The organism is Lactococcus sp. EKM203L (genome assembly GCF_011800585.1).
Classification (GTDB): domain Bacteria; phylum Bacillota; class Bacilli; order Lactobacillales; family Streptococcaceae; genus Lactococcus; species Lactococcus lactis.
Genome location: NZ_JAALEQ010000020.1, coordinates 1 through 12,135 on the forward strand (window position 1 = coordinate 1; position 12,135 = coordinate 12,135).

The 12,135-nt window shown below is 34.3% G+C and carries 15 protein-coding genes and 1 tRNA gene; 15 read left to right on the plus strand and 1 reads right to left on the minus strand.

The features are described from left to right. Positions 1 to 116: 116 nt before the first annotated feature. From HFD15_RS13470 to HFD15_RS13510, 9 genes are all read left to right on the plus strand, one after another. Positions 117 to 467 (plus strand): hypothetical protein, encoded by a 351-nt coding sequence (locus HFD15_RS13470; RefSeq protein ID WP_167593653.1) that lies wholly within the window; start codon positions 117 to 119, stop codon positions 465 to 467. Positions 468 to 480: 13 nt separating this feature from the next. Beyond that, on the plus strand, positions 481 to 684 hold the full coding sequence (locus tag HFD15_RS13475) for a phage holin (RefSeq protein WP_167593654.1): 204 nt from the start codon (positions 481 to 483) through the stop codon (positions 682 to 684). Further along, positions 685 to 1,551 (plus strand): GH25 family lysozyme, encoded by an 867-nt coding sequence (locus HFD15_RS13480; RefSeq protein ID WP_167593655.1) that lies wholly within the window; start codon positions 685 to 687, stop codon positions 1,549 to 1,551. A 765-nt stretch (positions 1,552 to 2,316) separates the two neighbouring features. Next, a complete protein-coding gene (niaX, locus tag HFD15_RS13485) occupies positions 2,317 to 2,916 on the plus strand; it encodes a niacin ECF transporter S component NiaX (RefSeq protein ID WP_167593656.1) in 600 nt (199 codons plus the stop codon). A 42-nt stretch (positions 2,917 to 2,958) separates the two neighbouring features. Beyond that, entirely contained in the window at positions 2,959 to 3,858 is a 900-nt protein-coding gene (gene murB / locus HFD15_RS13490) for a UDP-N-acetylmuramate dehydrogenase (RefSeq protein ID WP_010905790.1), read from the plus strand. Positions 3,859 to 4,508: 650 nt separating this feature from the next. Then, the gene (locus HFD15_RS13495; protein ID WP_003132123.1) at positions 4,509 to 5,795 is read left to right on the plus strand and encodes an ABC transporter ATP-binding protein; all 1,287 of its coding nucleotides are present in this window, start codon (positions 4,509 to 4,511) and stop codon (positions 5,793 to 5,795) included. After that, positions 5,792 to 6,580, plus strand: a complete 789-nt coding sequence (locus tag HFD15_RS13500) for an ABC transporter permease (protein ID WP_012897758.1) — start codon at positions 5,792 to 5,794, stop codon at positions 6,578 to 6,580. The genes HFD15_RS13495 and HFD15_RS13500 overlap by 4 nt, the downstream gene beginning before the upstream one ends. Before the next feature lies 1 nt (position 6,581). After that, complete coding sequence (locus tag HFD15_RS13505; protein ID WP_058207959.1) at positions 6,582 to 7,382, plus strand: ABC transporter permease; 801 nt, start codon at positions 6,582 to 6,584, stop codon at positions 7,380 to 7,382. A gap of 47 nt (positions 7,383 to 7,429) precedes the next feature. After that, positions 7,430 to 8,497: an ABC transporter substrate-binding protein gene (locus HFD15_RS13510; protein WP_058207958.1), complete on the plus strand. Its 1,068-nt coding sequence runs from the start codon at positions 7,430 to 7,432 to the stop codon at positions 8,495 to 8,497. Between the two features lie 109 nt (positions 8,498 to 8,606). Here HFD15_RS13510 and HFD15_RS14620 read toward each other — a convergent pair whose 3' ends face one another. Next, on the minus strand, positions 8,607 to 8,765 hold the full coding sequence (locus HFD15_RS14620) for a tyrosine-type recombinase/integrase (RefSeq protein WP_081041239.1): 159 nt from the start codon (positions 8,763 to 8,765) through the stop codon (positions 8,607 to 8,609). Between the two features lie 683 nt (positions 8,766 to 9,448). Between HFD15_RS14620 and HFD15_RS13520 the strand changes: the two genes are divergently transcribed. The 6 genes from HFD15_RS13520 to HFD15_RS13545 form a co-directional block, all read left to right on the plus strand. After that, positions 9,449 to 9,808 (plus strand): YxeA family protein, encoded by a 360-nt coding sequence (locus HFD15_RS13520; protein ID WP_058204473.1) that lies wholly within the window; start codon positions 9,449 to 9,451, stop codon positions 9,806 to 9,808. A gap of 71 nt (positions 9,809 to 9,879) precedes the next feature. Next, a complete protein-coding gene (locus HFD15_RS13525) occupies positions 9,880 to 10,302 on the plus strand; it encodes a VOC family protein (RefSeq protein WP_058204472.1) in 423 nt (140 codons plus the stop codon). Positions 10,303 to 10,667: 365 nt separating this feature from the next. After that, the gene (locus HFD15_RS13530; protein WP_058207957.1) at positions 10,668 to 10,997 is read left to right on the plus strand and encodes a multidrug efflux SMR transporter; all 330 of its coding nucleotides are present in this window, start codon (positions 10,668 to 10,670) and stop codon (positions 10,995 to 10,997) included. Between the two features lie 523 nt (positions 10,998 to 11,520). Next, positions 11,521 to 11,594, plus strand: a tRNA-Met gene (locus HFD15_RS13535). 101 nt (positions 11,595 to 11,695) lie between these two features. Continuing rightward, on the plus strand, positions 11,696 to 11,896 hold the full coding sequence (locus HFD15_RS13540) for a hypothetical protein (protein WP_012897092.1): 201 nt from the start codon (positions 11,696 to 11,698) through the stop codon (positions 11,894 to 11,896). A 132-nt stretch (positions 11,897 to 12,028) separates the two neighbouring features. Beyond that, on the plus strand, positions 12,029 to 12,135 hold a 107-nt coding region (locus tag HFD15_RS13545), incomplete at its 3' end, for a cold-shock protein (RefSeq protein WP_167595249.1).

A 12,135-nucleotide genomic window follows, 5' to 3' on the forward strand; every position in this document is an offset into this window, starting at 1 on the left:
TTTCAAGAAGGTGGAAATGTTAACATTTGGTCTATGCCAGCATCAACTAGTGGACGTTATGGCGGTTTTGAAGAAAGCTACCCTTTGGGATAGAAAGTAAATAGAAAGCAGGGGTTATGGAATTAAAACAGCTCGTAGAGCAGCATGAGACTAAACTCAAACAGCACGATAAAGAATTATCTCGGCTTAATGATATGTCAGTCGAAATGCAAAAGCAAATGAATGACGGTCTGACTCGTGTGGATGAATCAAATCGCTTTTTAAGAGAACAGAACACTCGCCAATCTGAGCAGAATGCTCAAATACTGCAAGCTGTTATCAAAGGTAATGAAAGCTCAGATGAACGACAGTTTCAGTTGAAATTACTTGATAAAACAAACTTTTGGAAGTTAGCGCTTGGAATCGGAGGTTCTGCAGCAGCAATTTTTGCAGCATTAACTGAAATAATCAAAGTATTTTTTAAATAAAGGAGAAAGAAAAATGAACAATAAAACTTACGACGCTATTAAATGGATTGTTGTCACAGTATTGCCTGCTGCCAGTGTTTTTGTCGCAGCGCTAGGTCATATCTATGGTTGGGGAAATACAGATGCAATTGTAGCAACATTGAATGCTGTAGCTGTGTTCTTGGGTGCAACAATGCATATTAGTACCGCTAGCTATAATAAAAAAGAAGGAGAATAAATGACACTAAAATTTGTGGACGTTGCGTCACACCAAGGGAACTATATTGTTGGTTCTAATGGTGAGGATGGTGTTATTGTCAAAGCAACACAAGGAACAGGTTATGTTAATCCAACCCTTGACTTTGTTGCTCAACAGGCGATTTCAAAGGGAATCCCTTGGGGAATTTATCACTACGCTGGGGGAGAAGACCCCAACGCAGAAGCAGACGCTTTTATCCAAAGTGTGCAATGTTATCTGAATGTGAGCAATCCTCCTAACTTAATCCTTGACTGGGAAGAGTATCAAAACGCAGCTTACAGTAATGGCGGTTGGGCAGAAACCTTCTTGAAGCGCATTAAAGATAAAACAGGGGTGCAAGCTGGTATTTATGGCAACTCAGGCGATCTGTCACAAATGACTCAATGGGTTGTTGATAATGCTTGGGTTTGGTTTGCGGGATATCCGTTCGCCGCAGGAACAACCTCAATGATTCAAGATTGGTCTTATCCAAACTTCCCTTATTCATCAGGTAAATTCAAAACTATCACTGGCTGGCAATTTAGTTCGCAACCACTTGATAAATCAGTATTTTATCTTGAAACTGCAGACTGGGCTAAACTGGCCAATTCAGACAAGGTAAATCAAACAAGTAATGGAACGTCAGCTCCAACTCAAACAAATTCAAACAACAAAGAAAGCGAAGAGGAAGAAATTATGTTTTTTGTAGAAACAGTCGAAGGAAAAGTATATCAAATTATCAATGGAATGTATTCTTACGTTCCTACGCCAGCACTATATAAGAACTTGAAAGCAACATTCCCTAGTGCGAAAACGATAAAAATGTACGAAGGTGAAATGACGAAAATGTATCGTAAAAATGTTTAAATTAAAACCCTGACTTTGGTCAGGGCTTTTTTTGATTTGCAAAAAAATCCTACTAGCAGCTGACTAGTAGGATGATTTTAATAATGAAGGAGGTGGGAAGTGAACCCACTAAATAAAAATATTCTCCCAACCATTTCGGGTTTCCTTCTCAATTGATAGTTTAAGAATACCAATAAAAGATAGCGTTGTCAAAAGAAATGCTCTAAGCGTTATTGGCATATTTTCTTTTTGTTTGATTTAAGAATGAAGTACTATAATATAACTATTCCAAAAATAAATTTTTTCATAAAGTTTATCCTAAGCGTCCCTCTCCTAACTGGGGCGCTTTTTTTGTGCTATAATATTAGTGATAGGATAGCAGTACTAGACTGTTATACGGAGTGTACGGTAAATGCGTACACTTTGGTTCTTTAGCTTAGTTGGTAGCTAACCGTTCGGTCGCTGGTTCGAGTCAGCAAGAACCATAATGCCCCTTTTCATCCCCTTTTGTAAAAATGGTGTTCATAAACGCTGTTATATAAAAATAGTTGATTATTTTACATATAAAATGATATAATCATTAAAGCAAAAAAGAATGTAAAGTAGTTCACTAACTTTCATTTTATTTGTCAGAACAAGGTTTTTGATTGATCATTTTTTTAAAATTAAAAGTAATGAATAATTAAATTTCTTTTATTGACAGGAAATGTGATTTAAATGAAAAACCATTATTGCCCTACTGTCCGCTTTTTTAAAGCAAGAGTTTAAAAAGAAAAGGAAACTCAAATGGCTCAAACAAAAAAGGCAAAAGTCAGAAATCTGATTATTGCTGCGATGCTAACTGCACTTGGAATTTTAATTCCAATGATTATGCCGGCTAAAGTTATTATTGGTCCTGCATCATTCACGCTTGCCTCACATGTTCCCGTAATGGCTGCCATGTTTTTCAGTCCATTAATGACCACTTTTGTTGCTCTAGGAACTACCCTAGGATTTATGATTAGTATTCCGGTACCAACTATTTGGTTGCGTGCCCTTATGCATCTCCCTGTAATGACAGTGGGTGCTTATGTCCTAAAGAAACATCCAGAACTTGTTCATCAAAAAGTTAAAATCCAAATTTTTAATTTTATTCTCGGTATTTTTCATGCTGGTTTGGAAACTTTAGTAGTTTATGTTTTTTATTCTTTAGGATTTGCAAATATTGATCAAGCTGCTCTACTTAATCTTCTATTATTGATTGGTTTTGGTGGTCTTGTTCACAGTATGATTGATTTCAATTTAGCGCTTGGTTTGTGCAATGTTTTGAGCAAAGCCTTCCCAATTGATATCTTCGATAAAGCTAAAGGTTTCTTGAATAAAAAGAAAGTTAAAGCCGAAATTTAAGACAAAATTGTCATCTTTAATAGAAAATGATAAAATAAGGATATGATAAAAGAAACTGACCTTGAAAATATCCCAGATTTGCTGGTTAAATTTAATGAACCATTATCAAAATATACTTATACAAAAGTAGGTGGACCAGCAGATATCTTAGCTTTTCCAGCTACAATTGAAGCACTGACAGAATTATTAGTCAAAGCAAAATCAACTGACACAGCAGTTACTGTGCTTGGAAATGCTTCAAATTTGATTGTGCGTGATGGTGGAATTCGTGGCCTTGTGATTTTACTTGAAAAATTAGAGTCAGTAAAAGTGGCTGGCTATACGATTGAAGCTCAAGCTGGTGCAAAATTAAAAGAAGTAACACAAGTGGCACAAGCAAATTCACTGACAGGTTTTGAATTTGCCTGCGGAATTCCAGGTTCAATTGGCGGTGCTGTTTTCATGAATGCTGGAGCTTATGGTGGCGAAATTTCTCAAGTTTTGGTAAGTTGCAAAGTTATGGATACTGACGGAAACATTTCGGTTCTGACTGCAAGTGAAATGCAATTTGGCTACCGTCATTCTGTCATTCGTGACAAAAATTTGGTTGTTTTGTCAGCAAAATTTGAACTCCAAGCAGGTGATCCGACTCAAATTCAAAATGAAATGAATCGACTCAATTTCCTGCGCGAAAGTAAGCAACCCTTGGAATATCCAAGTTGCGGTTCAGTTTTCAAACGCCCAGTCGGCCATTTTGCTGGACAATTAATCCAAGAAGCTAATCTACAAGGCGTACGCATTGGCGGTGTTGAAGTTAGCAAAAAACATGCAGGTTTCATGGTTAATGTTGCAAATGGAAATGCGACAGATTATGAAAAACTTATCGCACATGTTATTGATAAAGTGAAAGAAAACTCAGGGGTCACTCTTGAACCTGAAGTTAGAATAATCGGTGAAAAATAAGACAGGATTTTCCTGTCTTTTTCAAATTTCAACTTGATAAATCATCTAATTTAAGCTATAATTAATGATGTTCTGTGCATATACAGAAGATTTGACCGCTCAATTTTACTGACGAATAAGCCGTCAGTAAATTAGACCTTTCTATCTGCCAATTTAATGGTTGAATTCTGGATTTAATTTACTGATAGAAATTTCAGCAAAGCTGAAACTTCCCTTATCCACGGATTCAATGACTTCCTTTGGTCGCATTGAACTGACGAAACTAAAAATTTCTCAAAAGTACTTTTCGTCAGTAAAAATAACATCTCGTCAGTAAAATATTGACGATTTGTCAGTAAAAATTGAGCCAAGGCCAGACGGACAGCCGGGTCAAAAGCCGAAATTGGCGACTTTCGTTGCCTTATTGATTAACTCTTTTTAGGAGTTATGGGGAATATAAAAGCCCCACCCAAGAAAAACACGCTTTGGCGCATCAATAAGAGTATTAAAAGTTCTTCTGCTGTATAGACTCTGCACTAGATTTTTCTGTTTTTCCTTTTGGAATCAGAAAACTTAAATTGATGATGAAACCAAGCGTTGGCTTGGTTTTTTATATTACTTACAAGCAATTTTACGGCTTATCACATCTTTATATTCAAAGGAATTAAAAAATGTCAAAAACAATTATCGAATTTAAAAATGTCAGTAAAACTTATGCTGACACTGATACAACCGTTCTTAAAGATATTTCATTTGAACTAGAAGAGGGAAAATTTTATACTCTTTTAGGCGCGTCAGGTTCAGGAAAATCAACAATTTTAAATATTATTGCTGGGCTTCTTGATGCAACCGATGGTGATGTTATTCTTGATAATAAAAGAATTAATGACTTACCCGCAAATAAACGAAATGTTCATACTATTTTTCAATCCTATGCTCTTTTTCCAAATATGAACGTTTTTGATAACGTCGCTTTCGCTCTTAAAATTAAAGGGGTAGATAAAAAGGAAATTGCCAAGCGTGTCTCTGAGAGTTTAAAACTCGTGCGTTTAGACGGCTTTGAAAAGCGTTCAATTACTAAATTATCAGGAGGGCAAAAACAAAGGGTAGCTATTGCCCGTGCCATAATTGATCGCCCTAAAGTTCTCTTACTTGATGAATCTCTTTCAGCACTTGATATGAAACTCAGAAAAGATATGCAATATGAATTAAGAGAGTTACAACAAAGTCTTGGAATTACATTTATCTTTGTTACGCATGACCAAGAAGAAGCGCTAGCGATGTCTGATTGGGTCTTCATCATGAATGAAGGCGAAATTGTGCAATCAGGGACTCCAACTGATATTTATGATGAACCAATTAATCATTTTGTTGCTGATTTTATTGGTGAATCAAACATTCTAAACGGAAGAATGATTGAAGACTACCTCGTTGAATTTAATGGTCAGAAATTTGAAGCTGTCGATGGTGGGATGCGTAAAAATGAACCAATTGAGGTTGTTATTCGCCCTGAAGATATCTGGTTTACACTTCCTGACGAAGGCAAATTCAATGTAAAAGTAGATACTCAACTCTTTCGTGGCGTCCATTATGAAATTGTAGCCTACGATGAATTTAATAACGAATGGCTCATTCATTCAACACATAAAGCCATTGTTGGAGAAACAGTTGGACTCGATTTTGACCCAGAAGCCATTCACATCATGCGTCTTAATGAAACCGAAGAAGAATTTGACGCACGTATTGAAGAATATGTTGAAGAAGAAGAAACGGTCGGTTTAGCTAATGCTGTCGAAGAAGAAAATGCCGAAGAAGAAGCTGCCATTCAAGAAGCCGTTAAAGAAGCGCTTGAAAACACGATGGAATTGACAGAACTTGCTGAAACAGTGAATGAAATTTTACAAAAGCAAGAGAATGAACCTGAGTCAGAAAATAAAGAAAGTGGGGCCAATAAGTGACCAAAAGAATTTATTCTGTTCCCTATTTTCTCTGGATTCTTTTCTTTGTTATCGTCCCTTTGGCCATGCTTTTATGGCAATCATTTTTTGATTTAAATGGTCACTTTACCCTTAACAATTATATCCTCTATTTTTCTAGCGGAACTTACCTCTTAATGACATGGAACTCTATTCTCTACGCACTGATTATTACTGTAGCAACCCTTGTCATCTCCTACCCCGTAGCTTATGTTTTGACCAAACTAAAAATGAAACAATTTTGGCTCATGCTTATTATTTTACCTACATGGGTTAACTTGTTACTCAAAGCCTATGCCTTTATTGGAATTTTTGGTAAATATGGTTCAGTTAATAACTTTTTACAGTTTTTGGGAATTGGACGGACACAGATTCTATTTACTGACCTAAGTTTTATTTTGGTCGCATCATATATTTCCATTCCCTTTATGGTTTTACCAATTTTTAATGCTTTAAATGATTTAGATGATAATTTGGTAAATGCGAGTGCCGATTTAGGCGCCTCACGTTTCCAAACTTTTACTCAAGTGATTTGGCCACTTTCATTAAACGGTGTTAGAGCTGGAGTGCAGGCTGTCTTTATTCCCAGTTTGTCACTCTTCATGTTGACGCGTTTAATCGGTGGGAATAAAGTCATCACACTCGGTACGGCCGTTGAAGAACACTTCCTAACGACACAAAACTGGGGAATGGGTTCAACCATTGCTGTTGTCTTAGTTGTAGCCATGTTGATTGTCATGAGAATGACGAAAGAAAGGAGAGATTGATTTGCGAAAGAAAAATTCACTTGGTAAAGTTTACCTCACCTTTGTCCTCATCATTTTATATGCACCTATTTTTTACCTTATTTTTTACTCATTCAACTCCGGAAGTGATATGAGCAAATTTACAGGTTTCACATTAGATAATTTCAAAACATTGTTTTCTGACAGTCGTCTAATTCTGATTGTTGTTCAAACTTTCTTTCTCGCCTTTTTAAGCTCACTGATTGCTACAGTTATTGGAACAATTGGTGCTTTGAACCTTGTTAAATTCAAGAGAAGACGTCGTGAAACTTTACTGGGCTTAAATAATGTCTTAATGGTTTCCCCAGACGTTGTCATCGGTGCTTCCTTCCTGATTTTATTTACAATTGTTGGAATGAAACTTGGTTTTATGTCTGTTTTACTCAGTCATATTGCCTTCTCTATCCCTATTGTGGTTCTGATGGTAATGCCGCTTTATCAAGAAATGGATAGTTCACTCATTGATGCCGCAAATGATTTAGGGGCAAATTCAAACCAAATAATGCGTGAAATTACCCTGCCCTATTTAACACCAGGAATTATTGCTGGTTTCTTTATGGCATTTACTTATTCTTTAGATGATTTTGCTGTCACTTTCTTTGTCACAGGAAATGATTTCACAACCCTATCAGTTGAAATCTATTCCAGAGCTCGCGCCGGAATTTCTTTAGAAATTAATGCCCTTTCTACTCTTGTATTTCTCTTTTCAATTCTATTAGTTATAGGATATTATTATATTATGAGAGATTCAGAAACTGTTGGAAAATCTTCAAATCTGACTTAAAACTATTTTACTGATACTTTGTAGCTCAAAGTATAGAAAGGAGAAACTTGAAAAAATTATCATACTTCTTTGTAGGAATTTTGATTATTACTGCCTCGTTAGGACTGATTACTAATAGAATGAAAGCTGCTGATGGAGTCAAAACTCAAAATAATAGCCTGACCATTTTTAACTGGGGAGAGTATATCGACCCAGACTTGATTAGTAAATTTCAAAAAGAAACAGGTTATAAAGTAAACTATATGACCTTTGATTCCAATGAAGCCATGTATTCAAAAGTCAAACAAGGAGGAACAGCTTATGACCTGATTGTTCCTTCCGATTACATGATTGAAAAAATGGCCAAAGAAAATTTGCTCTTTAAGCTAGACCATAGTAAGATTAAAGGTTTAAAAGATGATGACCCTAAACTCCTAAATCCGGCTTTTGACCAAGGAAATCAATATTCTGTTCCATACTTTTGGGGAACATTAGGGATTGTTTATAATTCAAAAACAGTAACAAGGCCACCAAAAACGTGGAATGATATCTGGTCACCAACTTACAAAAACTCAATTTTACTGACAGACAGTGTGCGTGACGTTATGGCAATGGTCCTTAGTAAACATGGATATTCATTAAATACAACCAACCAAAAAGAGCTAGATATAGCCTATCAAGATCTTCTAAAACTTACGCCAAATGTAAAAGCAATTCTGGGTGATGAAATCATGAATTACATGATTAATAATGAAACACCTTTGGCCGTTGTTTATAGCGGACAAGCAGCAGAAATGACCTCTGAAAATAAAAATTTGAAATACGTTATCCCTGAGCGGACAAATATTTGGTATGACAATTTAGCCATTCCAAAAACAGCTAAAAACGTCAAAGCAGCTTACGCATTTATCAATTTCATGCAAGAACCCAAAAATGCAGCCCAAAATGCGCAGTGGATTGGTTATGCAACTCCAAATTTGAAAGCCAAAGCCCTCTTACCTAAAGAAATTCGAGATAATAAATCCTTTTATCCAGATGAAGCAACCATCAAAAATGATGAAGCCTACAAAAACCTCAATCCATACTGGACTGGAATTTATAATGATTTATATTTAGAATTTAAGATGAATAAATAAAAAGAGCATTTAACCCTAGCGGTTACGCTCTTTTTTCTTTGTTGTGGCAAATTTTATATCATTATTTATTTTACTAAAGATATTTTTAACTTTTATATTCTTAAACTTTTTAGCTCTTTAGAATATGGAAATACATATCGAGTATTATGGATATATTTGAATGTCCTATTTTTTTAGAAATAGTCATAATGTTAACTCTTTTATAAAGAAGTACAGAGGTATGCGTATGTCTTAATTCATGTGAAGTTATATGATGGTCAAGTCCAATTCGTTACAGAATTTCTTTAGTGCTTATTTGCTTCTAAAATTACAATTATTCCTCTGTGTTGATGCCAGCAAACTAAATTATTAGGGTTAGGATTTGTGAGTTCCAAATCTTGGAACAACTTTTCTTGGCGATGTTTATATCTCCAAAGAATAATTTTTTTAAAATTTTCATCTAATCAAAAAAATGCTTCTGAACTGATTTCTATCAGAAATACAAATATGCTAATTGAATTGGAGTGAAAAAAGACAGGAGAGTAGAACGTGGACAATATCTACTTAATTTACAACAAATACATGGGAAAAATAGAAGAGCGCGTGTTTACTCTTAAAGAAGCTTTTGATATAGCACAGGGGGAATTTAAAGTTTGGGAGGTTTGTTGATATGAATAACATTGGAGAACTTTTGCAAATAAAGCAGGTCATGATTGTTAATATTTCTGATAAGATTCTTATTATCCGTACCGATTTTGAAGAATAGAAGAGTTAAAAAATCTAAAATTGGGAACTGGTGGAACACTCTTGCCGAATTCTATGAACAAGCACAGGTATCGCCTAAAGCAATGGCAGATATATTAAATTTGAATAAAAATAACCCTGACTTCGGCCAGTTTTTTACAATTTTGTAAGTGTTACACTTACAAAATGTTATACTTTAAGTATCAAAACATTTTGAGGAATAAAATAATGAAAAAAATATTTTTTGGTTTAGCTACTGTATTATTAGTAATCCTTATCGGCTCTGGTTATACTTGGTATAAAGTAAATTATGGCGGTACAGCCTACTATGTTCAGATTAATAAAAATGGTAAAGAAGAGGAAAAAATTACGTCCGACTCAAGTGCAAAATATAAACAATATGCTTATGATATAGATTCTTATCAAAAAGATGGAAAAGTAAAAAGAGTTGATTTCAATACGGACCATAATCTTCGAAAAGAAGCATATTTGAAATTAAAGGTTAATTCTACTAAGGGAGTAATTTCTTGGGAAGAGGTTAAAAAAAGTGAAGTACCAAAAGCAGCATTGGAAAAATTAAAAGAATAGATTGTAAACTAATATCCTGACTTTAGTCAGGGGTTTTTTTGATATAATAATATCAAAGAAAGTGAGGAGTTATGATTCAATCAATAGTGCATATTGCGTTAGTTGTTAATGATTACGATGAGGCAATAGATTTTTATACTAAAAAGCTTCATTTTGAATTAGTGGAAGATACATATCAACCTGAGCAAAATAAAAGATGGGTGGTAGTATCTCCTCCTAGTTCCAATGGTACAACTATTCTTTTGGCAAAGGCTACAAGGAAAGTCCAAGAATCATTCATAGGAAATCAAGCAGGAGGGCGAGTATTTCTTTTTTTGGGAACTGACAATTTCGATAGAGATTACTCAGAGATGGTAAATAAAGGTGTTGAATTTGTTAGACCTCCAAAAGTCCAAGAATATGGAAAAGTTGCAGTCTTCAAAGATTTATATGGTAACTTATGGGATTTAATTGAATTTGTTCCAGGTCACCCGATGTTTACTCGTGTTAAATAATTTATCCCGCTTCAGCGGGTGTTTTTCTTTAAAAAAACCTAATAGCAGCAGACTAGTAGGATAGTTTTAATAATGAAGGAGGTGGGGATTGAACCCACTAAATAATTATATTCTCCCAACCATTTCGGGTTTCCTTCTTAATTGATAGCTTAAGAATACCAACAAAAGATAACGTTGTCAAAAGAAATGCTTTATAGAATTGTTATTTATAATACCAGAGTATATCATTTTGTAAACGTCAACATATAAGTTATAATAGCAATAGATTGTTTCGAAAGTACTCTAACTGTCATTAGAGTACTTTCTTATTTTGGTTTTAATATGTTATACTGTTATCATTATATTTTAATCGGAGAGGGACAAAAATGAATTTAGGTTATTTATTTTTAGCGATTGCTATTGTTTCAGAGGTTACTGGTTCAAGTTTAATTAAGTATACAGAAGGTTTTACAAAACCTCTTCCATCAATATTTTGCATGGCTTTATTTGGGTTTGCAATATTTATGCTTTCAAAAACAGTTAATTATATTCCTTTGTATATTGCGTATGCTCTTTGGGGGGCTCTTGGAATCATATTGGTTACGCTGATTTCAATATTTGTGATGAAAGAATCAGTCAATATAGCAACAATTTTAGGGTTGTTTTTTATTGTAATAGGAGTAGTATTGGTAAATATATACGGTTCATCACATTAAACTTATATAATTGTTCTAAAAAGAATTTAGTTCTTAAGAGCTAGGCTGAGATTATTATTCATTTAAGAAACAAGTTATATAATAAGATCATTCCAAAAAATAACTTTTTCATAAATACTCCTAAGCGCCTATGAATTTAGGTGCTTTTTTATTCAAAGAATTTCTTGTAATAATAGTAAAAATTGGTATACTTGCTCTGGTGAGTTTGATTGAGCTCTTTTCTTTCTAACATGAGTCACCCTCCCACATTTGGGGTAGCTTTTTTAAATAATGTGTAACTATAAACAAAAATCAATTTGATAATAAGAGTAAGGAGCATCTAACGAATAAGAATAAAGATAAAAGGGTGATCATAGGCCTACTGTTTTTCGAGTTTCTAGTAAGTATTTTAGTGATATATCTAGTGATAGCTTTACTAATGTGAGAATTAACTTGGTGTTCGGATAAGATAATACATCTTTAAAATAATTTATGAATCCAAAGGTTAAATTGACTTTAACTGATATTAGTGTTATAGTTAAAAAGCGAGATGGAGCAGTTAGGTAGCTCGTCGGGCTCATAACCCGAAGGTCATAGGTTCAAATCCTATTCCCGCAATATTTTAAGGGCTTTAGGGAGTCCTTATTTTTCTTATAAAAACTCACCCTTAAGTAAAAATTTTTTCGTGAAATAGGCAAAACCTAGAATGGAAGTGAAAAATGAAAACAGGAGATAAAATTACATTATCAAATGGGGAACAAGCAACGGTCGTTTCTGGAGATATTAATCTCTATAAGAATGCACTAATTGTTGAATTAGAAAACCATGATGTCAGGGTTGTTGATAGAGAAACCCTGACACTTGCTAAAGCAAATCCGCATGAAAATCTGGGGAATCACAAGAAGATCAATAAGTATTAAATAGACCAATTTGACTTTAGTAATAATAGGTGTTATTATCATGAGGTAGGTTTTGTCTCGAGTTTAAATGTTTTAGGAATGCACTTTTTCGCAAAATGAGATTTACAATTTTGTCGAAAGGAAATAAATATTATGGCAAATGGAACAGTAAAATGGTTTAATGCAGATAAAGGATTTGGCTTTATCACTTCAGAAGAAGGCAAAGATTTGTTCGCTCACTTCTCAGCAATCCAATCTGA

Coding starts and splice junctions, on each gene's coding strand:
- murB (WP_010905790.1), top strand. CDS start 2,959: ATGATAAAAGAAACTGACCTTGAAAATATCCCAGATTTGCTGGTTAAA.
- HFD15_RS13480 (WP_167593655.1), top strand. CDS start 685: ATGACACTAAAATTTGTGGACGTTGCGTCACACCAAGGGAACTATATT.
- HFD15_RS13520 (WP_058204473.1), top strand. CDS start 9,449: ATGAAAAAAATATTTTTTGGTTTAGCTACTGTATTATTAGTAATCCTT.
- HFD15_RS13540 (WP_012897092.1), top strand. CDS start 11,696: ATGAAAACAGGAGATAAAATTACATTATCAAATGGGGAACAAGCAACG.
- HFD15_RS13475 (WP_167593654.1), top strand. CDS start 481: ATGAACAATAAAACTTACGACGCTATTAAATGGATTGTTGTCACAGTA.
- HFD15_RS13470 (WP_167593653.1), top strand. CDS start 117: ATGGAATTAAAACAGCTCGTAGAGCAGCATGAGACTAAACTCAAACAG.
- HFD15_RS13525 (WP_058204472.1), top strand. CDS start 9,880: ATGATTCAATCAATAGTGCATATTGCGTTAGTTGTTAATGATTACGAT.
- HFD15_RS13530 (WP_058207957.1), top strand. CDS start 10,668: ATGAATTTAGGTTATTTATTTTTAGCGATTGCTATTGTTTCAGAGGTT.
- niaX (WP_167593656.1), top strand. CDS start 2,317: ATGGCTCAAACAAAAAAGGCAAAAGTCAGAAATCTGATTATTGCTGCG.
- HFD15_RS13495 (WP_003132123.1), top strand. CDS start 4,509: ATGTCAAAAACAATTATCGAATTTAAAAATGTCAGTAAAACTTATGCT.